General features: G+C 62.4%; 31 protein-coding genes. All 31 read left to right on the forward strand.

Annotated features, from left to right (window positions below; genetic code table 11):
• The coding region (locus Mlute_RS10080; protein ID WP_456237810.1) for an EF-Tu C-terminal domain-related protein at positions 1 to 127 on the forward strand (127 nt) is incomplete at its 5' end.
• A 12-nt stretch (positions 128 to 139) separates the two neighbouring features.
• The gene (gene rpsJ / locus Mlute_RS10085) at positions 140 to 454 is read left to right on the forward strand and encodes a 30S ribosomal protein S10 (protein WP_119360531.1); all 315 of its coding nucleotides are present in this window, start codon (positions 140 to 142) and stop codon (positions 452 to 454) included.
• Positions 454 to 1,095, forward strand: a complete 642-nt coding sequence (gene rplC / locus Mlute_RS10090) for a 50S ribosomal protein L3 (RefSeq protein ID WP_119360532.1) — start codon at positions 454 to 456, stop codon at positions 1,093 to 1,095. The genes rpsJ and rplC overlap by 1 nt, the downstream gene beginning before the upstream one ends.
• Entirely contained in the window at positions 1,095 to 1,706 is a 612-nt protein-coding gene (rplD, locus tag Mlute_RS10095) for a 50S ribosomal protein L4 (protein WP_119360533.1), read from the forward strand. Before rplC ends, rplD begins: the two co-directional genes overlap by 1 nt.
• Positions 1,703 to 1,993, forward strand: coding sequence for a 50S ribosomal protein L23 (locus tag Mlute_RS10100; RefSeq protein WP_119360534.1), 291 nt, complete (start codon positions 1,703 to 1,705; stop codon positions 1,991 to 1,993). The genes rplD and Mlute_RS10100 overlap by 4 nt, the downstream gene beginning before the upstream one ends.
• A gap of 83 nt (positions 1,994 to 2,076) precedes the next feature.
• On the forward strand, positions 2,077 to 2,904 hold the full coding sequence (gene rplB / locus Mlute_RS10105; protein WP_119360535.1) for a 50S ribosomal protein L2: 828 nt from the start codon (positions 2,077 to 2,079) through the stop codon (positions 2,902 to 2,904).
• Positions 2,905 to 2,915: 11 nt separating this feature from the next.
• Positions 2,916 to 3,194, forward strand: coding sequence for a 30S ribosomal protein S19 (rpsS, locus tag Mlute_RS10110; RefSeq protein WP_119360536.1), 279 nt, complete (start codon positions 2,916 to 2,918; stop codon positions 3,192 to 3,194).
• Positions 3,195 to 3,304: 110 nt separating this feature from the next.
• Positions 3,305 to 3,697: a 50S ribosomal protein L22 gene (rplV, locus tag Mlute_RS10115; protein ID WP_119360558.1), complete on the forward strand. Its 393-nt coding sequence runs from the start codon at positions 3,305 to 3,307 to the stop codon at positions 3,695 to 3,697.
• Entirely contained in the window at positions 3,690 to 4,448 is a 759-nt protein-coding gene (rpsC, locus tag Mlute_RS10120) for a 30S ribosomal protein S3 (protein ID WP_119360537.1), read from the forward strand. Before rplV ends, rpsC begins: the two co-directional genes overlap by 8 nt.
• A gap of 3 nt (positions 4,449 to 4,451) precedes the next feature.
• Complete coding sequence (rplP, locus tag Mlute_RS10125; protein WP_119360538.1) at positions 4,452 to 4,877, forward strand: 50S ribosomal protein L16; 426 nt, start codon at positions 4,452 to 4,454, stop codon at positions 4,875 to 4,877.
• Positions 4,855 to 5,073 carry a 50S ribosomal protein L29 gene (gene rpmC / locus Mlute_RS10130; RefSeq protein ID WP_119360539.1) on the forward strand — a complete coding sequence of 73 codons (219 nt, stop codon included), beginning with the start codon at positions 4,855 to 4,857 and terminating at the stop codon, positions 5,071 to 5,073. The genes rplP and rpmC overlap by 23 nt, the downstream gene beginning before the upstream one ends.
• Positions 5,066 to 5,359, forward strand: coding sequence for a 30S ribosomal protein S17 (gene rpsQ / locus Mlute_RS10135; RefSeq protein WP_119360540.1), 294 nt, complete (start codon positions 5,066 to 5,068; stop codon positions 5,357 to 5,359). The genes rpmC and rpsQ overlap by 8 nt, the downstream gene beginning before the upstream one ends.
• Positions 5,356 to 5,724 (forward strand): 50S ribosomal protein L14, encoded by a 369-nt coding sequence (gene rplN / locus Mlute_RS10140; protein WP_119360541.1) that lies wholly within the window; start codon positions 5,356 to 5,358, stop codon positions 5,722 to 5,724. Before rpsQ ends, rplN begins: the two co-directional genes overlap by 4 nt.
• A gap of 183 nt (positions 5,725 to 5,907) precedes the next feature.
• Positions 5,908 to 6,237, forward strand: a complete 330-nt coding sequence (rplX, locus tag Mlute_RS10145; RefSeq protein WP_119360559.1) for a 50S ribosomal protein L24 — start codon at positions 5,908 to 5,910, stop codon at positions 6,235 to 6,237.
• Positions 6,238 to 6,246: 9 nt separating this feature from the next.
• Entirely contained in the window at positions 6,247 to 6,795 is a 549-nt protein-coding gene (gene rplE / locus Mlute_RS10150; protein ID WP_119360542.1) for a 50S ribosomal protein L5, read from the forward strand.
• Positions 6,796 to 6,810: 15 nt separating this feature from the next.
• Positions 6,811 to 7,080: a 30S ribosomal protein S14 gene (gene rpsN, locus Mlute_RS10155; protein ID WP_119360543.1), complete on the forward strand. Its 270-nt coding sequence runs from the start codon at positions 6,811 to 6,813 to the stop codon at positions 7,078 to 7,080.
• Positions 7,081 to 7,231: 151 nt separating this feature from the next.
• Complete coding sequence (gene rpsH / locus Mlute_RS10160; protein ID WP_119360544.1) at positions 7,232 to 7,627, forward strand: 30S ribosomal protein S8; 396 nt, start codon at positions 7,232 to 7,234, stop codon at positions 7,625 to 7,627.
• Between the two features lie 13 nt (positions 7,628 to 7,640).
• Positions 7,641 to 8,180 (forward strand): 50S ribosomal protein L6, encoded by a 540-nt coding sequence (gene rplF / locus Mlute_RS10165; protein ID WP_119360545.1) that lies wholly within the window; start codon positions 7,641 to 7,643, stop codon positions 8,178 to 8,180.
• A 12-nt stretch (positions 8,181 to 8,192) separates the two neighbouring features.
• Positions 8,193 to 8,531, forward strand: a complete 339-nt coding sequence (gene rplR, locus Mlute_RS10170) for a 50S ribosomal protein L18 (RefSeq protein ID WP_119360546.1) — start codon at positions 8,193 to 8,195, stop codon at positions 8,529 to 8,531.
• A 21-nt stretch (positions 8,532 to 8,552) separates the two neighbouring features.
• Complete coding sequence (rpsE, locus tag Mlute_RS10175) at positions 8,553 to 9,041, forward strand: 30S ribosomal protein S5 (protein ID WP_119360547.1); 489 nt, start codon at positions 8,553 to 8,555, stop codon at positions 9,039 to 9,041.
• Complete coding sequence (gene rpmD, locus Mlute_RS10180; RefSeq protein WP_119360548.1) at positions 9,038 to 9,214, forward strand: 50S ribosomal protein L30; 177 nt, start codon at positions 9,038 to 9,040, stop codon at positions 9,212 to 9,214. The genes rpsE and rpmD overlap by 4 nt, the downstream gene beginning before the upstream one ends.
• Positions 9,211 to 9,672 (forward strand): 50S ribosomal protein L15, encoded by a 462-nt coding sequence (gene rplO / locus Mlute_RS10185; protein WP_119360549.1) that lies wholly within the window; start codon positions 9,211 to 9,213, stop codon positions 9,670 to 9,672. Before rpmD ends, rplO begins: the two co-directional genes overlap by 4 nt.
• A 1-nt stretch (position 9,673) precedes the next feature.
• Positions 9,674 to 10,996 carry a preprotein translocase subunit SecY gene (gene secY, locus Mlute_RS10190; protein ID WP_119360550.1) on the forward strand — a complete coding sequence of 441 codons (1,323 nt, stop codon included), beginning with the start codon at positions 9,674 to 9,676 and terminating at the stop codon, positions 10,994 to 10,996.
• A 13-nt stretch (positions 10,997 to 11,009) separates the two neighbouring features.
• Positions 11,010 to 11,582 carry an adenylate kinase gene (locus Mlute_RS10195; protein WP_119360551.1) on the forward strand — a complete coding sequence of 191 codons (573 nt, stop codon included), beginning with the start codon at positions 11,010 to 11,012 and terminating at the stop codon, positions 11,580 to 11,582.
• A 6-nt stretch (positions 11,583 to 11,588) separates the two neighbouring features.
• The gene (gene map / locus Mlute_RS10200; protein WP_119360552.1) at positions 11,589 to 12,380 is read left to right on the forward strand and encodes a type I methionyl aminopeptidase; all 792 of its coding nucleotides are present in this window, start codon (positions 11,589 to 11,591) and stop codon (positions 12,378 to 12,380) included.
• A gap of 15 nt (positions 12,381 to 12,395) precedes the next feature.
• Entirely contained in the window at positions 12,396 to 12,614 is a 219-nt protein-coding gene (gene infA, locus Mlute_RS10205; RefSeq protein WP_119360553.1) for a translation initiation factor IF-1, read from the forward strand.
• 10 nt (positions 12,615 to 12,624) lie between these two features.
• The gene (gene rpmJ, locus Mlute_RS10210; RefSeq protein ID WP_082827245.1) at positions 12,625 to 12,738 is read left to right on the forward strand and encodes a 50S ribosomal protein L36; all 114 of its coding nucleotides are present in this window, start codon (positions 12,625 to 12,627) and stop codon (positions 12,736 to 12,738) included.
• A gap of 13 nt (positions 12,739 to 12,751) precedes the next feature.
• On the forward strand, positions 12,752 to 13,132 hold the full coding sequence (gene rpsM / locus Mlute_RS10215; RefSeq protein ID WP_119360554.1) for a 30S ribosomal protein S13: 381 nt from the start codon (positions 12,752 to 12,754) through the stop codon (positions 13,130 to 13,132).
• A 97-nt stretch (positions 13,133 to 13,229) separates the two neighbouring features.
• The gene (gene rpsK / locus Mlute_RS10220; protein ID WP_119360555.1) at positions 13,230 to 13,628 is read left to right on the forward strand and encodes a 30S ribosomal protein S11; all 399 of its coding nucleotides are present in this window, start codon (positions 13,230 to 13,232) and stop codon (positions 13,626 to 13,628) included.
• Between the two features lie 90 nt (positions 13,629 to 13,718).
• Positions 13,719 to 14,336, forward strand: a complete 618-nt coding sequence (rpsD, locus tag Mlute_RS10225) for a 30S ribosomal protein S4 (RefSeq protein WP_119360556.1) — start codon at positions 13,719 to 13,721, stop codon at positions 14,334 to 14,336.
• Between the two features lie 28 nt (positions 14,337 to 14,364).
• Positions 14,365 to 15,095 (forward strand): DNA-directed RNA polymerase subunit alpha (locus Mlute_RS10230; RefSeq protein ID WP_119360557.1); only part of this gene is annotated, 731 nt, incomplete at its 3' end.

The raw sequence follows: 15,095 nt of genomic DNA on the forward strand, positions 1-15,095 counted from the left end.
TGGGGACAACGTGACGTTTACGGTGGAGCTAATCAAGCCGATTGCATTGGAGGAGGGATTGCGGTTTGCCATCCGGGAGGGCGGTCGCACCGTGGGTGCGGGGGTGGTGTCCAAGATCATTGAGTAAGGGAGGCCCAGCGTGCCAAAGATTCGCATAAAACTCCGGGGCTTCGACCACAAGAGCTTGGACGCCTCTGCGGCCAAGATTGTGGAAACGGCCCGCCGAAGCGGCGCCAAGGTGGCTGGCCCGGTGCCGCTACCTACCCGGGTGCGTCGCTTTACTGTGCTGCGGAGCCCTTTTAAGCACAAGGACAGCCGTGAGCACTTTGAGTTGCGCACCCACAACCGGTTGGTGGATATCACGGATCCCACCCCGAAGACCATTGAAGGGCTGCGCAACCTTGACCTGCCCACCGGGGTGGAGATTGAGCTGAAGATGATAGGAGGCCGTTGATGAAGGGCATCCTTGGAACCAAGGTGGGCATGACCCAGGTCTGGAAGGGCGACCGGGTGGTTCCCGTCACGGTAATCCTGGCTGGCCCTTGCCCGGTGGTCCAGCGCAAAACGGTGGAGAAGGACGGCTATGAGGCTGTCCAGCTCGGCTTCATCCCCCAAAAGCCCCAGCGGGTCAATAAGCCCTTGAAGGGCCACTTTGCCCGTGCGGGCGTAGAGCCGGTGCGGTATTTGCGGGAAATAAGGGGCTTTAGTCCGGAGAGCGATACCGTGACGGTGGGCATTTTCAGCCCTGGGGAGATTGTGGATGTGACCGGCACCTCAAAGGGCCACGGCTTTACGGGGGTGATGAAAAAGTGGAACTTCGCCGGCGGTTACGACTCCCACGGGGCCCACAAGGTGCACCGCCATCCTGGCTCTATCGGGAACCGTAAGACCCCGGGCCGGGTTTTCAAAGGCAAGAAGATGGCCGGCCGCTGGGGCAACGAGCGGGTGACCATCCAGGGCCTCGAGGTGGTGGATGTCCTGGAAAGTGAGAACCTGATTCTGGTCAAGGGCTCGGTGCCGGGGGCCAACGGCAGCCTGGTAATCGTCCGGGAGACCAGCAAGGTGCCGGAAAAGGCCGGCGGGGGAGGTAGGTAATGTACAGCCTTCCAGTGCTTGGGAGCGGGAAAACCGTTGAGGCCCAACTGCCGGAGCGGGTCAATCCGCATGTCTTGTACGAAGTGGTGCGGTGGCAGCTAGCCTCCCGCCGCCGGGGTACCGCGTCCACCAAGACCCGCGGCATGGTCAGCTATACCAGCAAGAAGATGTACCCCCAAAAGCACACCGGGCGGGCCCGCCACGGCGATTATGGCGCCCCCATCTTTGTGGGCGGGGGTACGGTTTTTGGGCCTCAGCCGCGGGATTACAGCTACACGTTGCCCAAAAAGGTGCGCAGGCTTGGCCTGGAAATGGCCTTGGCTGATCGGGCGCAGCAGGGGAAGCTCTTTTTGGTGGAGCGCTTTGAGGGCGTTGCTGGAAAGACCAAGGAGTTTGTGGCCTGGCTCAGGGCCCACAACCTGGAGGGGCCTTCCCTCTTGCTGGTCACCAGCGACCCGCTCGTGGCTCGCTCGGCCCGCAACCTTCCTCAGGTACGGGTTTTGGCCCCGGAGGGGCTCAACGTTTACGACATCCTGCACCAAGAGGTTCTGGTGATGGAGGCTTCGGCCTGGGATGTTGTAAAGGCTCGGCTAGGAGGTGAAGGCGAGTGAAGACCCCCTACGACATCATTCTGAAGCCGGTCTTGTCGGAAAAGGCCTATGCCCGCTTTGCAAACGGGGAGTACACTTTTTGGGTACACCCAGACGCAACCAAGACCGAGATTGCCGGGGCGGTGGAGGCGGCCTTTAAGGTTAAGGTGGTTCGGGTCAACACCCAGACCGTGCGCGGCAAGGACAAGCGCCTGGGGCGGTTTGTGGGTAAACGGCCCGACCGCAAAAAGGCGGTTGTGAAGGTGGCCGAAGGCCAGAAGATTGAGGCCTTAGAAGGCCTAATCTAAGCCCGGGGTAGAGGCCCGATGATGAAGTTCACTTGGCAGCAGCGCGGCTTGGTCTGCGCGTATCAGGTGAAAGGAATTCGGAGATGGCAGTAAAGAAGTTTAGACCCTACACCCCTTCCCGCCGCTTTATGACGGTGGCGGACTTCTCGGGGCTGACCGATAAGCGGCCGGAGAAGAGCCTGACCGCCCCTCTCAAGAAGACCGGGGGGCGCAACAATCAGGGCCGCACCACCGCGCGTTTTCGTGGGGGTGGCCACAAGCGGCTGTACCGCATTATTGACTTCCGTCGGCGCGACAAGGTGGGGATTCCAGCCAAGGTGGCGGCCCTCGAGTACGATCCCAACCGCACTGCCCGGATTGCCCTTTTGCACTACCGCGATGGGGAAAAGCGCTACATTCTGGCCCCGGAGTCCTTGGCGGTGGGGGATACGGTAGTAAGCGGGCCGGAGGCCCCCATAGCGGTGGGCAACGCCCTGCCCTTGCGGTTTATCCCAGTGGGCACGGTGATTCATGCGGTGGAACTGGAACCAGGGAAGGGAGCCAAGATGGCCCGCAGCGCTGGAACCAGCGTTCAGGTGCAGGGCCGGGAGGGCGATTATGTGATTTTGCGCTTACCCTCGGGCGAGCTGCGCAAGGTGCACGGAGAGTGCTATGCCACGGTGGGGGTGGTTTCCAACGCCGACCACAATAACATCGTGCTGGGCAAGGCCGGCCGTACTCGTCACCTGGGCCGGAAGGGCCATGTGCGTGGTACGGTGATGAACCCGGTGGATCACCCCCACGGGGGCGGGGAGGGCCGTGCGCCTCGTGGCCGTCCGCCGGTTTCGCCCTGGGGCCAGCAGGCCAAGGGCCTCAAGACCCGCAAGCGCAAGAAGCCCTCGAGCGCCTTCATCGTTGCACGCCGCAAGTGAGGAGGTGAACCATGCCGCGTAGCTTGAAAAAAGGTGTCTTCGTGGACAACCACCTGCTGGAGAAGGTTGAGGCGCTCAACGCGCGGGGCGAGAAGCGGGTGATTAAGACCTGGAGCCGCCGCAGCACCATTGTCCCGGAGATGGTGGGCCACACCCTGGCGGTTTACAACGGCAAGCAGCACGTGCCGGTCTACATCACCGAGCAGATGGTGGGCCATAAGCTGGGTGAGTTCTCGCCCACCCGAACCTACCGGGGCCACAGCAAAGAGGCCAAGACCGCCAAGAAGTGAGGTTCAAGGTGGAAAGGAAGCGTCTAAAAAAAGGCGAGCGCAGCGACATCCGCAAGGACCTGCGGGATGTGCACTACCCCGGCTCGGCGGGGCTCATTCGCTACGCCAAGATGTCCCTCGAGCAGCGGAGCCAGGCCCTCAAGGAGGAGACCCCCCACACCTACGCCCTGGCCCGAGCCCGGTACGTGCGCATGTCCCCTCGCAAGGTGCGGCGGGTGATTGACCTCATCCGCGGGAAGAGCTTGGAGGAGGCCCGCGCGATTCTCAAGTACAGCCCGCATCGGGCTGCGGAGGTGGTGGCCAAGGTGCTCGAGTCGGCGGCGGCCAACGGCATCAACGACGACCGGAAGAACATGCTGGAGGACCGGATGTACGTCAAAGCCGCCTTCGTGGATGAGGGGCCGGCCCTGAAGCGGGTGCTGCCCCGGGCCCGCGGCAGCGCCCACATGATAAAGAAGCGTACCAGCCACATCACCATCATCGTGGGGGAGAGGAATGGGTAACAAGATTCATCCAGTGGGTCTGCGCCTGGGTATCACCCGCGAGTTTGAGTCGCGCTGGTACGCGGGCAAGAAGACCTATGCCAAGACCTTGGCGGAGGACCGCCTAATCCGCGAGTTTATCCAGAAGGAGCTGCAGCCCGCAGGCCTGGCCCGCATTGATATAGAGCGGGCCGCCGACAATGTGGCGGTGACGGTTTATGCGGCCAAGCCCGGGGTGGTCATCGGCAAAGGCGGCGAGACCATCAAGCGCCTGCGGGAGACCCTGCAGAGCAAGTTCCCAGGACGCACCATCGCCCTAAATGTCCAGGAGGTGGGCAACCCCAACCTCTCGGCGGCCTTGGTGGCCCAGCGGGTAGCGGAGCAGATTGAGCGCCGTTTCGCCGTGCGCCGCAGCATCAAGCAGGCTGTGCAGCGGGTGCGGGAGGCGGGGGCCCAGGGGGCTAAGATCGTGGTCTCGGGCCGTATCGGTGGCGCTGAGCAAGCCCGGGTGGAATGGGCGGCGGAGGGCCGCGTGCCGTTGCACACCTTGAGGGCCAACATTGATTACGGGACCGCTCGAGCCGAGACGACCTACGGCTCCTTGGGGGTGAAGGCCTACATCTTCCTAGGGGAGGTTATCGGCGGGAAAAAGGTGGCCTCCTCAGGTGCCCCTGCCCCTCGCCCGGCGGCCCCCAAGCGCGAGGAGGGCAGGCCCCGCCGCCGCTCGGCGGTGCGCAAGGCGGGCCCCGCTGCCAAGGAAGGGGGTGAGTGAACCATGTTGATGCCCAAGCGCATGAAGTACCGCAAGGCCCACCGCGGCCGCCTAAAGGGCACCACCAAAGGGGGGGACTACGTGGCCTTCGGGGAGTGGGGCCTGGTGGCCATGGAGCCCTCCTGGATCACCAGCCAGCAGATTGAGGCGGCGCGTGTGGCCATGGTGCGGCATTTCCGCCGTGGCGGTAAGATTTTCATCCGCATCTTTCCCGACAAGCCCTACACCAAGAAGCCCTTGGAGGTGCGGATGGGTAAGGGTAAGGGGAATGTGGAAGGCTATGTGGCGGTGGTCAAGCCGGGCCGGGTGATGTTTGAGGTCGCCGGGGTGACCGAGGAGCAGGCCCGGGAGGCCCTGCGCCTGGCCGGCCATAAGCTGCCCATCAAAACCAAGGTGGTGAAGCGCGATGCCTACGACGAAGCCCAGTGAACTGCGCAAGCTCGCGGAGTCCGAGCTGCAAAAGCGCATTCAAGAACGGAAGAAGGAACTCATGGAGCTGCGTTTCCAAGCCAGCATCGGGCAGCTCGAGAAGAACCACCGGGTCAAGGAGGTTCGCCGGGAGATTGCCCGCATGCTGACCATTCTGGGGGAGAAGGCACGGCAGAAGGGGGCCGACCATGCCTAAGAAGATGTTGACCGGCGTGGTGGTGAGCGACAAGGCTCAGAAGACCGTAACGGTCTTGGTAGAGCGCCAGATGCGCCACCCGCTTTACGGTAAGGTCATCCGGCGTTCCAAGAAGTACCTGGCCCACGATGAAAACGAGCAGTACAAGCTCGGGGATGTGGTCCAGATTCGCGAGGCCCGCCCCATCTCCAGAAGGAAGAAGTTCGTGGTGGTAGGGCGGCTCGAGGAGGGGCGGATTGACCTGGTGGAGCGCTACCTTTTGCGCAAGGAGCGTGGTAACGCATGATTCAGCAGGAGACCGTGCTGGAGGTAGCCGACAACACCGGGGCCCGTAAAATCGCCTGCATCCGGGTGTTGGGCGGCCACTACCGCAAGTACGCTAGCGTAGGGGATGTGATCGTGGCCTCGGTCAAGGAGGCCATACCCCGGGGCATGGTTAAGGAAGGGGACGTGGTCAAAGCAGTGGTGGTGCGCACCGCCAAGGAGGTGCGCCGTCCGGATGGCTCCTCCATCCGCTTTGACACCAACGCTGCGGTCATCATCAATGCCCAAAACGAGCCGCGTGGAACCCGGGTGTTCGGCCCGGTGGCCCGTGAGCTGCGCGAGCGAGGCTTCATGAAGATTGTTTCGTTGGCTCCAGAGGTGCTGTAGGTCTGAGGTTGCGGGTGCTTGCCGTAGGCGAGTGCGCTCCGATGCACGGTAGGCCCCGGGTCTGCCGTCCCGCAGCCTACCCTGGGAGGGCCAGGGGAGTTTTTGGGGATGCTTTTTGGGGCGGTTTCTGCTAGGATTTTCTTTTGGCGCCGTGGAGCCCCAAGGAGCAGAATCGGAGGAATGATGAAGGTGCACGTCAAAAAAGGGGACACCGTGCTGGTTCTTTCTGGGAAGGAAGGCCTGCGCGGTAAGACCGGGAAAGTAAAGGCCGTCATGCCCAAGGAGGGGCTGGTGGTGGTGGAGGGGCTGAACCTGGTTAAAAAGGCCGTCCGCCCCAACCCCCGCAACCCCCAGGGGGGCTTCATTGAGACCGAGGCGCCCATTCACGCCTCTAAGGTGATGCCCATCTGCCCGAGCTGTGAGAAGCCCACCCGGGTGCGCAAGAAGTTCCTGCCCGACGGCACCAAGGTGCGGGCCTGCGCCAAGTGCGATGGCGTGCTGGATACCAAGTAGGGGGTTGCGATGCCGCTGGATGTTGCCCTGAAAAGACGCTACTACGAGGTGGTTCGCCCCGAACTTGTCAAGCGCTTTGGCTACGAGAACATCATGGCGGTTCCCCGCCTGGTCAAAATCGTGGTCAACCAGGCGCTGGGGGAGGCTAAGGACGACAGTCGGATTCTCGAGCGGGCTGGCAAGGAGCTGGCCTTCATCACCGGTCAGCAGCCGGCCATTACCCGCGCGAAGAAATCCATCTCCAACTTCAAGCTGCGGCAGGGGATGCCGATTGGGCTGCGGGTGACCCTACGAGGGGACCGGATGTGGATTTTCGCCGAGAAGCTCATCCACATCGCTTTGCCGCGCATCCGCGACTTCCGGGGCTTGAACCCCAACGCTTTTGATGGCCGGGGGAACTACAACCTGGGCCTTCGGGAGCAGTCCATATTTCCCGAGATCACCTACGATATGGTGGATGCGGTGCGGGGAATGGATGTGGCCATTGTAACCACCGCGGAGACCGATGAGGAGGCTCGGGCCCTTCTGGAGCTTCTGGGCTTCCCCTTTCGCAAGTAGAAAGGAGGTGAGGTTATGGCCAAGAAATCACAGGTAGAGAAGATGAAGCGCAAGCTCAAGACCATCGCTAAATACGCGGCGAAGCGAGCAGCCCTCAAGGCCGCGGGCGACTACGCGGCGCTGGCCGAGCTGCCCCGCGACGCCAGCCCTACCCGGCATAAAAACCGCTGTGCGGTGACCGGGCGGGCTCGAGCCTACATCCGCTACTTTGGGCTTTCGCGCCTGCAGTTCCGGGAGATGGCCCACAAGGGCCTTCTGCCGGGGGTCAAGAAGGCGAGCTGGTGAAGGCCCCGCTGGTCGGCAAGCTTTTGCCGATACCGCGGGGCTCGCGCTGCGCGGGGAAGTTCTGGGCTGGCTGGTTGGCCCTTTTGGCCAATACCGGGCTCCGCAAACCTCCTGGGCCAAGCGCAGACCCTTGAAAAGAAGGAGAATCTAAATGCTCAGCGATCCTATTGCCGACATGCTGACCCGGATACGCAACGCGGTCCAGGTCTACAAGGAGAGCGTGGACGTTCCGGCCTCTAAGTTCAAGGAGCAAATTGCTCGCATCCTGGTGCAGGAGGGCTTTATCCGGCGGGTGGAGCGCATTGAGGTTGAGGGGAAGCCGGTGCTGCGCCTCTACCTCAAGTACGGCCCCCGTCGGGAGAAGGTCATCCAGCACATCCGCCGGGTGAGCCGGCCGGGGCGGCGGGTCTACGTGACCGCCGAGAACCTGCCCAAGGTGCGCCGCGGGCTGGGGCTGGCCATCGTTTCCACTTCCAAAGGACTCTTGCCCGACCGTGAGGCGCGCAAGCTAGGGGTGGGCGGCGAGGTAATCTGCGAGGTCTGGTAAGGAGTGGATGGAGATGTCGCGAATTGGAAGACAACCCATCACCCTGCCCAAGGGTGTGACTGTGGAGGTGGGGGCAGGGGTGGTCAAGGTTAAGGGGGCCAAAGGGGAGCTATCGGTGACGGTGCACCCCGATTTGGTGGTGAAGAGCGAGAACGGGGTGGTGACCGTGAGCCGCCCCTCGGACAGCCGCACCCACAAGAGCTTGCACGGACTGACCCGGACCCTGATCGCCAATGCCGTACAGGGGGTTTCGGTGGGCTACGTGAAGGAGCTGGTCATCAGCGGTACGGGCTACCGCGCGGCCATGCAGGGCAAGAACCTCGAGCTCACCGTGGGCCACAGCCACAAGGATGTTGTGGTCCCGCCCCCAGGCATTGCCTTTGAGGTGCCGGAACCCACCCGTATTCGGGTGGTGGGCATCGACAAGCAGCTGGTGGGCCAGGTGGCGGCCAATGTGCGCTCCGTGCGCCCGCCCGATGCCTACCACGCCAAGGGCATCCGCTATGCCAACGAGGTGGTCAAGACCAAGCCCGGCAAGACTGCCGGCAAGTGATGAGGAGGAGTTGTGGCACGTCTTTCCACCGAAGAACGCCGCAGGTTCCGGGTGCGCAATGCCGTTAAGGCCTCTGGCCGCCCGCGGCTTTCGGTTTACCGGAGCCTGCAGCACATCTACGCCCAAATCATTGACGACAGCCAGGGGCGTACCCTGGCCGCGGCCTCGAGCCTCTCCCTTAAGCTCTCTGGCAACAAGACCGAGGTGGCCAAGAAGGTGGGCCTGGCCATCGCCGAGGCAGCCAAGGCCAAGGGCATCACCAAAGTGGTCTTTGACCGGGGGGCCTACAAGTACCACGGACGAGTCAAGGCCCTTGCTGAAGGGGCCCGCGAGGGAGGATTGGAGTTTTAGCCTGCCCCGAAGGAGCATCCCATGCCTGAGACCGATTTTGAAGAAAAGATGATCTTCGTCCGCCGGACCTCCAAGACCTACCAAGGCGGGCGTCGCTTCCGGTTTGGTGCCCTGGTAGCGGTAGGGGACCGCCAGGGCCGGGTGGGGTTGGGCCTGGGCAAGGCCAAGGAGGTGCCTCTGGCGGTCCAGAAGGCCAACAACTACGCCAAGCGGGACATGATTGAGGTGCCCATCCAAAACGGCACCATTCCTCACGAAATTAGCGTGACCTGGGGTTCTTCCACCATCCTCCTGCGCCCAGCCGCGCCGGGGACGGGGGTCATCGCAGGCCAGGTGCCCCGGGCCATCCTGGAGCTCGCCGGCATCACCGACATCCTGACCAAGGAGCTGGGCTCCCGCAACCCCATCAACATCGCTTACGCCACTATGGAGGCTCTTCGTCAGCTCCAGACCCGTGAGGATGTTGAGCGGCTCCGTAAAACTGCGGAACCCGAGGAGGTGGCTGGATGAGCATCCTGAAGGTTCGCCTGGTCAAAAGCCCCATCGGCTACCCTAAGGACCAGAAGGCGGCGTTAAAAGTTCTTGGGCTTACCAAGATGCACCGCGTGCGCGAGGTGCCGGACACCCCGGCGGTGCGCGGGCAGATTCGCAAGGTGGCCCACCTGGTGGAGGTGTTGGAATGAAGCTGAACGAGATTCGCCCCAATCACGGGGCCAATAAACGCCACAAGCGGGTGGGCCGGGGCCCCGGCTCGGGCCACGGCAAGACCGCCGGGCGGGGGCATAAGGGCCAGAAGTCCCGCTCGGGCGGGGTCAAGAACCCGGCCCGCTTTGAGGGGGGGCGCTCCACCCTGATTATGCGGCTTCCCAAGCGGGGGATGAAGAACTACTCCACCGGCGAGCTCAAGCGGGTAGAGTACCAGGTGGTCAACCTGGGGGCCATCGCCAAGCGCTTCACTTCCGGGGAGGTGACCCCAGAGGCCCTAGCCAAGGCCGGGCTTGTGCGGCCGGGGTACCCGGTTAAGGTGCTGGCTCAAGGAGAGGCCAGCGGGGTTCGGGTGATTGCCCACAAGTTCTCCCAGGCCGCTGTTGAGAAGCTAAAGGCTGCGGGCGGCGAGGCGGTTGTGCTCGAGGGGGCCTAAGATGCTTGCGGCCTTCCGCTCCGCCATCCTCATTCCCGAGCTGCGCAGGCGCATCCTGTTTACGCTCTTGGTGCTGGCGTTGTATCGCTTGGGCACCTTTATTCCCACCCCCGGAGTGGATATTGGTAAAATCCGCGAGTTCTTGGGTACCCAAGCCGGCAGTGCTTTGGGCTTGGTGAACCTCTTTTCGGGGGGGAACTTTGAGCAGTTCTCCATCTTTGCCCTGGGCATCATGCCCTACATCACCGCGGCCATCATCATGCAGCTTCTGGTCACGGTGATCCCAGCGCTGGAAAAACTGCAAAAGGAAGGTGAGGAGGGCCGCCGCATCATCACCCAGTACACCCGCATCGGGGGTATTGCCCTGGGGGCGGTGCAGGGTCTTTTCCTGGCCACCGCCTTTCTGGGGGCCAACAACGGCGCATTTCTGCTTCCTGGCTGGGAGCCAGGCTTCTTCTTCTACTTCGTGGTGGTGGTGACCCAGGTGGCGGGCATCGCCCTTTTGCTTTGGATGGCCGAGCGCATCACCGAATACGGCATCGGCAACGGTACCAGCATGGTGATATTCGCCGGCATCGTGGCGAGCTGGGGTCCGCAGCTGGTTCGCACCTTTGGCCTGGTGCGTACGGGGGAGGTCAACCTCATCGCTTTGCTCATCTTTTTGGCCTTCATCGTGTTGGCCTTTGCCTTTATGGCCGCGGTGCAGCAGGCAGAGCGGCGCATTCCCGTGCAGTACGCCCGCAAGCAGGTGGGGCGTAAGATGTTCGGCGGTCAGGCCACCTACATCCCCATCAAGCTCAACGCCGCGGGGGTCATCCCCATCATCTTCGCGGCGGCCCTTCTGCAGCTCCCCCTTTTCCTCACGGGGGTCTTTCCTGACTCCTCAGTGGCCCAGGCGGTGGCCAACTTCTTTACGCCAAACCGCTTTCCGGGACTGCTCATTGAGGTGCTTTTGATTATCGGCTTCACCTACGTCTATACCGCGGTTCAGTTTGATCCCCGGCGTATCTCGGAGAACCTGCGGGAATACGGGGGCTTCATCCCCGGCATTCGCCCTGGCGAGCCCACCGTGAAGTTCCTGGAACACATCGTCTCCCGCCTTACCCTGTGGGGGGCCATTTTTTTGGGCTTGGTGGCGGCGCTGCCCACCATCATGCAAAACCTGACCGGGGTGACCACCCTGGCCTTCCACTTTTCAGGGATCAGCCTCTTGATCGTGGTGGGGGTGGCCTTGGATACCCTCCGCCAAATTGAGGCCCAGCTCCAGATGCGCAACTACGAGGGCTTCTTGTCTCGCGGACGTTTGCGGGGGCGCACCCGCTGAGGAGGCATGGTAGATGGCAGAAGCGGTGATTTTTCTGGGCCCCCCAGGAGCAGGCAAGGGTACCCAGGCCAAGCGGCTGGCAGCCGAGCTGGGCTTCCGCCAGCTCTCCACCGGGGATATCCTGCGCAGCCACGTGGCCCGGGGCACTGAGCTGGGTAGGCTGGCCAAGCCCTTGATGGACGCGGGGAAGCTGGTGCCCGATGAGATTATCCTGGGTTTGATTGGTGAGGAACTGGCTGCGATGCCCAACCCTCGGGTCATCTTTGACGGCTTTCCCCGTACCTTGGCCCAGGCCGAGGCCCTAGACAAGCTTTTGGTGCAGCGTGGGATTCGTCTGCTGGGGGTCTTGCTGGTTACCGCGCCGGAGGAGGAGCTGGTTCGGCGGCTTTTGGGCCGGGCCCAGGAGGAGGGGCGCTCCGACGATAACGAGGCCACCATACGGGCCCGCATGGTGGAGTATCGGCAGAAGACCCAGCCCCTAGTGGACTATTACGCCAAGACGGGCAGTCTTAAGGAAATAAACGGCCTGGGTACGGTGGAGGAAGTCTACCGGGCCATCCAGGAGGCTTTGGGGGTCAGGGCGTAGGGCGGTATGGCCATTCACATCAAGTCCCCCTGGGAAATAGAGAAAATGGCCAAGGCCGGCCAGCTTCACACCGCCATCTTCACCGAGGTGGAGCCCCATATTCGCCCCGGGGTGAGCACCTACGAACTTGACCAGATGATCCTGCAGGCCATTGAGCGGGTTGGGGGAAAAGCCCCGCAGATTGGCTACCGGGCAGGGGGTACGGTTCCCTATCCCAGTGCGACCTGCATGTCGGTGGACGATGTGGTGGTGCATGGGCTGCCCTCCAAGCGCCCGCTGCGTGAGGGGGAGCTTTTGAAGATTGACTTTCTCTTCACCTACGATGGCTACACCACCGATATGGCTCGCACCTACGCCATTGGTAAGGTTTCACCGGAGGCCGAGAGGCTCATGCGGGTTACCGAGGAGGCGTTCTGGGTGGGTTTTGAGCTTTTGCAGCCCGGAAAGCGCATTGGGGATGTGGCCGCGGCAGTGCAGGATTTTGTGGAGCGACAGCACGGCCTTTGGTGCATTCGGGAGATGGTGGGCCACGGGGTGGGCCGGGAGCTGCACGAGGATCCCCAGGTGCCCAACTACGGCGAGCCCGGCAAGGGCCCTAAGCTACGCCCTGGGATGACTTTGGCCTTTGAACCCATGGTTGCTTTGTACCCGGCCAAGATGGTAATATTAGCGGATGGTTGGACAGCCACGGTTGGTAAAGGCAACCTGGCGGCCCACTACGAAAACACGGTGCTCATAACCGAGGATGGCCCCCGTCTTCTAACGGGGCGCCAAAGGTCTGTCCCGGTGGGCCGATAGCGCAAGGAGGAGTGCTTGCCTAAGGAGAAGGACACCATTCGTGCGGAGGGGGTGGTTAGCGAGGCCCTTCCCAACACCACCTTCCGGGTACAGCTTGACAATGGCCCGGAGATACTCTGTTACATCTCCGGCAAGATGCGAATGAACTACATCCGCATCCTCCCAGGCGACCGGGTTGTGGTAGAGATTACGCCCTACGATCCCAGCCGGGGAAGGATTGTCTACAGACGCTAAGGAGCGCAAGATGAAAGTTCGTACCTCAGTGAAGAAGATGTGCGATAAGTGTAAGGTAATCCGGCGTCATGGGCGCGTCTACGTGATCTGCGAAGACCCCACCCACAAGCAGCGCCAAGGTTAGGAAAGGAGAGTAGATGGCTCGCATTGCTGGAGTAGAAATCCCCCGCAACAAGCGTGTGGATGTGGCCCTGACCTACATCTATGGGGTGGGCCCGGCCCGCGCCAAGGAAGCCCTGGCCGCCACCAACGTGAACCCTGCCACCCGGGTCAAGGACCTGACTGAGGCCGAGGTGGCCCGGTTGCGGGAGTTTGTCGAAGGGAACTACAAGCTCGAGGGGGAGCTCCGGGCGGAGGTGGCCGCCAACATCAAGCGCCTGATGGACATCGGCTGTTACCGGGGTTTGCGCCACCGCCGGGGGCTGCCCGTGAGGGGCCAGCGCACCCGCACCAACGCCCGTACCCGTAAAGGCCCCCGCAAGACTGTGGCGGGCAAGAAGAAGGCCCCCCGCAAGTAACAAAGCTGGATGATAGATGCCCTCGTATCTTGTCGTGCCAGTTGAGACTCCTAGGTGCCCCCCACCCTTCCTTTATGTGGGCTAGAGCGAGGAGAGTATGGCTGAGAAGAAAACTACCGGTCGCAAGAAAAAGGTCAAGCGCCAGGTTCCCTCCGGGAAGGCGTTTATTCACGCTTCTTACAACAACACCATCGTGACCATCACCGACCCTGACGGCAATCCCATCACCTGGTCGTCGGGAGGAGTGATTGGCTACAAGGGCAGCCGTAAGGGCACCCCCTACGCCGCCCAGCTTGCTGCTATGGACGCAGCCAAGAAGGCTCAGGGCTATGGCATGACCAGCGTGGAGGTGGTGGTGCGGGGTACGGGCGCGGGCCGAGAGCAGGCCATCCGCGCCTTGCAGGCCAGCGGGCTGCAGGTGCGCTCCATTGTGGACGATACCCCGGTGCCCCACAATGGCTGCCGTCCGCGCAAGAAGTTCCGCAAAGCGGTCTGAGAACCATCTGCTGGGGCGAAACTTTGGTTCCCTGTTTCGCCCTGAACCCTGGGAACCCGGAAGCGTAAGCTGCCGAAGCGAGGAGAGAAAATGGGTCGCTATAGAGGACCAATCGTAAAAGTGGCGCGTCACCTTGGGGTGAACATCGCCGAGACCGAAAAGGTGCAGAAGTATCTAGACCGTCGCCCCTATGCTCCTGGCCAGCATGGGCAAAAGCGCAAGGGGCGCCCATCCGACTACGCGGTTCGCCTGCGGGAGAAGCAGAAGCTGCGTTTCATCTACGATGTTTCGGAGACCCAGTTCCGCAACCTGTTTGAGGAGGCCAGCCGCAAGAAGGGGGTTACTGGTACGGTCTTCCTGCAGCTTTTGGAAAGCCGGTTGGACAACGTGGTCTTCCGGATGGGCATTGCCTCTACCCGCCGCCAGGCCCGTCAGTTCGTGCGCCACGGGCACATCCTGGTCAATGGCCGTCGGGTAACGCTGCCAGGTTATAGGCTGCGGCCGGGGGACGAAGTAAAGGTTTCGGAGCGGGCCAAGAAAATGGAATTCATCATTCAAAATGTGGAGCGCTTCAAAAACCGCAAGACCTTCCCTTGGCTCGAGTTCAACCCAGAGACCATGACCGGGAAGTTCCTGCGCCTGCCCGAGCGGGAGATGCTCTCGCTGCCGGTCAACGAGCAGCTGGTGATTGAGTTCTATTCCCGCTAAGGCCACCTTGCCTCCTGAGGAGGTCACTTTGGAAACCACCAAGACCAAAGCCCCCGTTTTCAACGCCCGTATTGACGGAAACTACGGCGAGTTCGTGCTGGAACCCCTCGAGCGGGGCTTCGGCGTGACCTTGGGCAACCCCTTGCGCCGCATTCTGCTTTCCTCTATTCCCGGTACCGCCGTTACCAGCGTTTACATTGAGGACGTGCTCCACGAGTTTTCGGCGATTCCTGGGGTCAAGGAGGACGCCATCCAGCTCATCCTAAACCTCAAAGAGCTGGTGGTGCGCTTTGCCAACCCCGGCTCGGGCCCCAAGACCCTAACCCTCCGGGCCACCGGACCCAAGGTGGTCTACGCCCGCGACCTGGAGTGCCCCCCCGACGCCGAGATTGTCAACCCCGATCACTACATCGCCACCCTGGAGGAAAAGGGCAAGCTGGTAATGGAGATTCGGGTGGACGAAGGGGTGGGGTATGTTCCCGCTGAGAAGCACGGCATAAAGGACCGCATCTCTTCCATCCCGGTGGATGCCCTTTACTCCCCGGTACGCCGGGTGGCCTACCAGGTGGAGGACACCCGCTTAGGGCAACGCACCGACCTGGACAAGCTTACCCTGCGCATCTGGACGAACGGGGCCATCTCCCCGATGGACGCCTTGCAGCAAGCCGTGGCCATCCTGCGGGAGCAGCTCAGCTTCTTTGACCAGTCGCCGGTGGTGCGGGTGGAGGCTAAGTCTGCCCCTTCGGCCTCCCCACCCAC

The organism is Meiothermus luteus, assembly GCF_003574085.1.
In the GTDB taxonomy this organism is placed as follows: Bacteria; Deinococcota; Deinococci; order Deinococcales; family Thermaceae; genus Meiothermus; species Meiothermus luteus.

Bases quoted from the DNA above. Each gene is read 5' to 3' on its own strand.
- rplC (WP_119360532.1), top strand. From the start codon at position 454: ATGAAGGGCATCCTTGGAACCAAGGTGGGCATGACCCAGGTCTGGAAG.
- rplD (WP_119360533.1), top strand. From the start codon at position 1,095: ATGTACAGCCTTCCAGTGCTTGGGAGCGGGAAAACCGTTGAGGCCCAA.
- rplB (WP_119360535.1), top strand. From the start codon at position 2,077: ATGGCAGTAAAGAAGTTTAGACCCTACACCCCTTCCCGCCGCTTTATG.
- rpsS (WP_119360536.1), top strand. From the start codon at position 2,916: ATGCCGCGTAGCTTGAAAAAAGGTGTCTTCGTGGACAACCACCTGCTG.
- rplV (WP_119360558.1), top strand. From the start codon at position 3,305: ATGTCCCTCGAGCAGCGGAGCCAGGCCCTCAAGGAGGAGACCCCCCAC.
- rpsC (WP_119360537.1), top strand. From the start codon at position 3,690: ATGGGTAACAAGATTCATCCAGTGGGTCTGCGCCTGGGTATCACCCGC.
- rplP (WP_119360538.1), top strand. From the start codon at position 4,452: ATGTTGATGCCCAAGCGCATGAAGTACCGCAAGGCCCACCGCGGCCGC.
- rpmC (WP_119360539.1), top strand. From the start codon at position 4,855: ATGCCTACGACGAAGCCCAGTGAACTGCGCAAGCTCGCGGAGTCCGAG.
- rpsQ (WP_119360540.1), top strand. From the start codon at position 5,066: ATGCCTAAGAAGATGTTGACCGGCGTGGTGGTGAGCGACAAGGCTCAG.
- rplN (WP_119360541.1), top strand. From the start codon at position 5,356: ATGATTCAGCAGGAGACCGTGCTGGAGGTAGCCGACAACACCGGGGCC.
- rplX (WP_119360559.1), top strand. From the start codon at position 5,908: ATGAAGGTGCACGTCAAAAAAGGGGACACCGTGCTGGTTCTTTCTGGG.
- rplE (WP_119360542.1), top strand. From the start codon at position 6,247: ATGCCGCTGGATGTTGCCCTGAAAAGACGCTACTACGAGGTGGTTCGC.
- rpsN (WP_119360543.1), top strand. From the start codon at position 6,811: ATGGCCAAGAAATCACAGGTAGAGAAGATGAAGCGCAAGCTCAAGACC.
- rpsH (WP_119360544.1), top strand. From the start codon at position 7,232: ATGCTCAGCGATCCTATTGCCGACATGCTGACCCGGATACGCAACGCG.
- rplF (WP_119360545.1), top strand. From the start codon at position 7,641: ATGTCGCGAATTGGAAGACAACCCATCACCCTGCCCAAGGGTGTGACT.
- rpsE (WP_119360547.1), top strand. From the start codon at position 8,553: ATGCCTGAGACCGATTTTGAAGAAAAGATGATCTTCGTCCGCCGGACC.
- rpmD (WP_119360548.1), top strand. From the start codon at position 9,038: ATGAGCATCCTGAAGGTTCGCCTGGTCAAAAGCCCCATCGGCTACCCT.
- rplO (WP_119360549.1), top strand. From the start codon at position 9,211: ATGAAGCTGAACGAGATTCGCCCCAATCACGGGGCCAATAAACGCCAC.
- secY (WP_119360550.1), top strand. From the start codon at position 9,674: ATGCTTGCGGCCTTCCGCTCCGCCATCCTCATTCCCGAGCTGCGCAGG.
- Mlute_RS10195 (WP_119360551.1), top strand. From the start codon at position 11,010: ATGGCAGAAGCGGTGATTTTTCTGGGCCCCCCAGGAGCAGGCAAGGGT.
- map (WP_119360552.1), top strand. From the start codon at position 11,589: ATGGCCATTCACATCAAGTCCCCCTGGGAAATAGAGAAAATGGCCAAG.
- rpmJ (WP_082827245.1), top strand. From the start codon at position 12,625: ATGAAAGTTCGTACCTCAGTGAAGAAGATGTGCGATAAGTGTAAGGTA.
- rpsM (WP_119360554.1), top strand. From the start codon at position 12,752: ATGGCTCGCATTGCTGGAGTAGAAATCCCCCGCAACAAGCGTGTGGAT.
- rpsK (WP_119360555.1), top strand. From the start codon at position 13,230: ATGGCTGAGAAGAAAACTACCGGTCGCAAGAAAAAGGTCAAGCGCCAG.
- rpsD (WP_119360556.1), top strand. From the start codon at position 13,719: ATGGGTCGCTATAGAGGACCAATCGTAAAAGTGGCGCGTCACCTTGGG.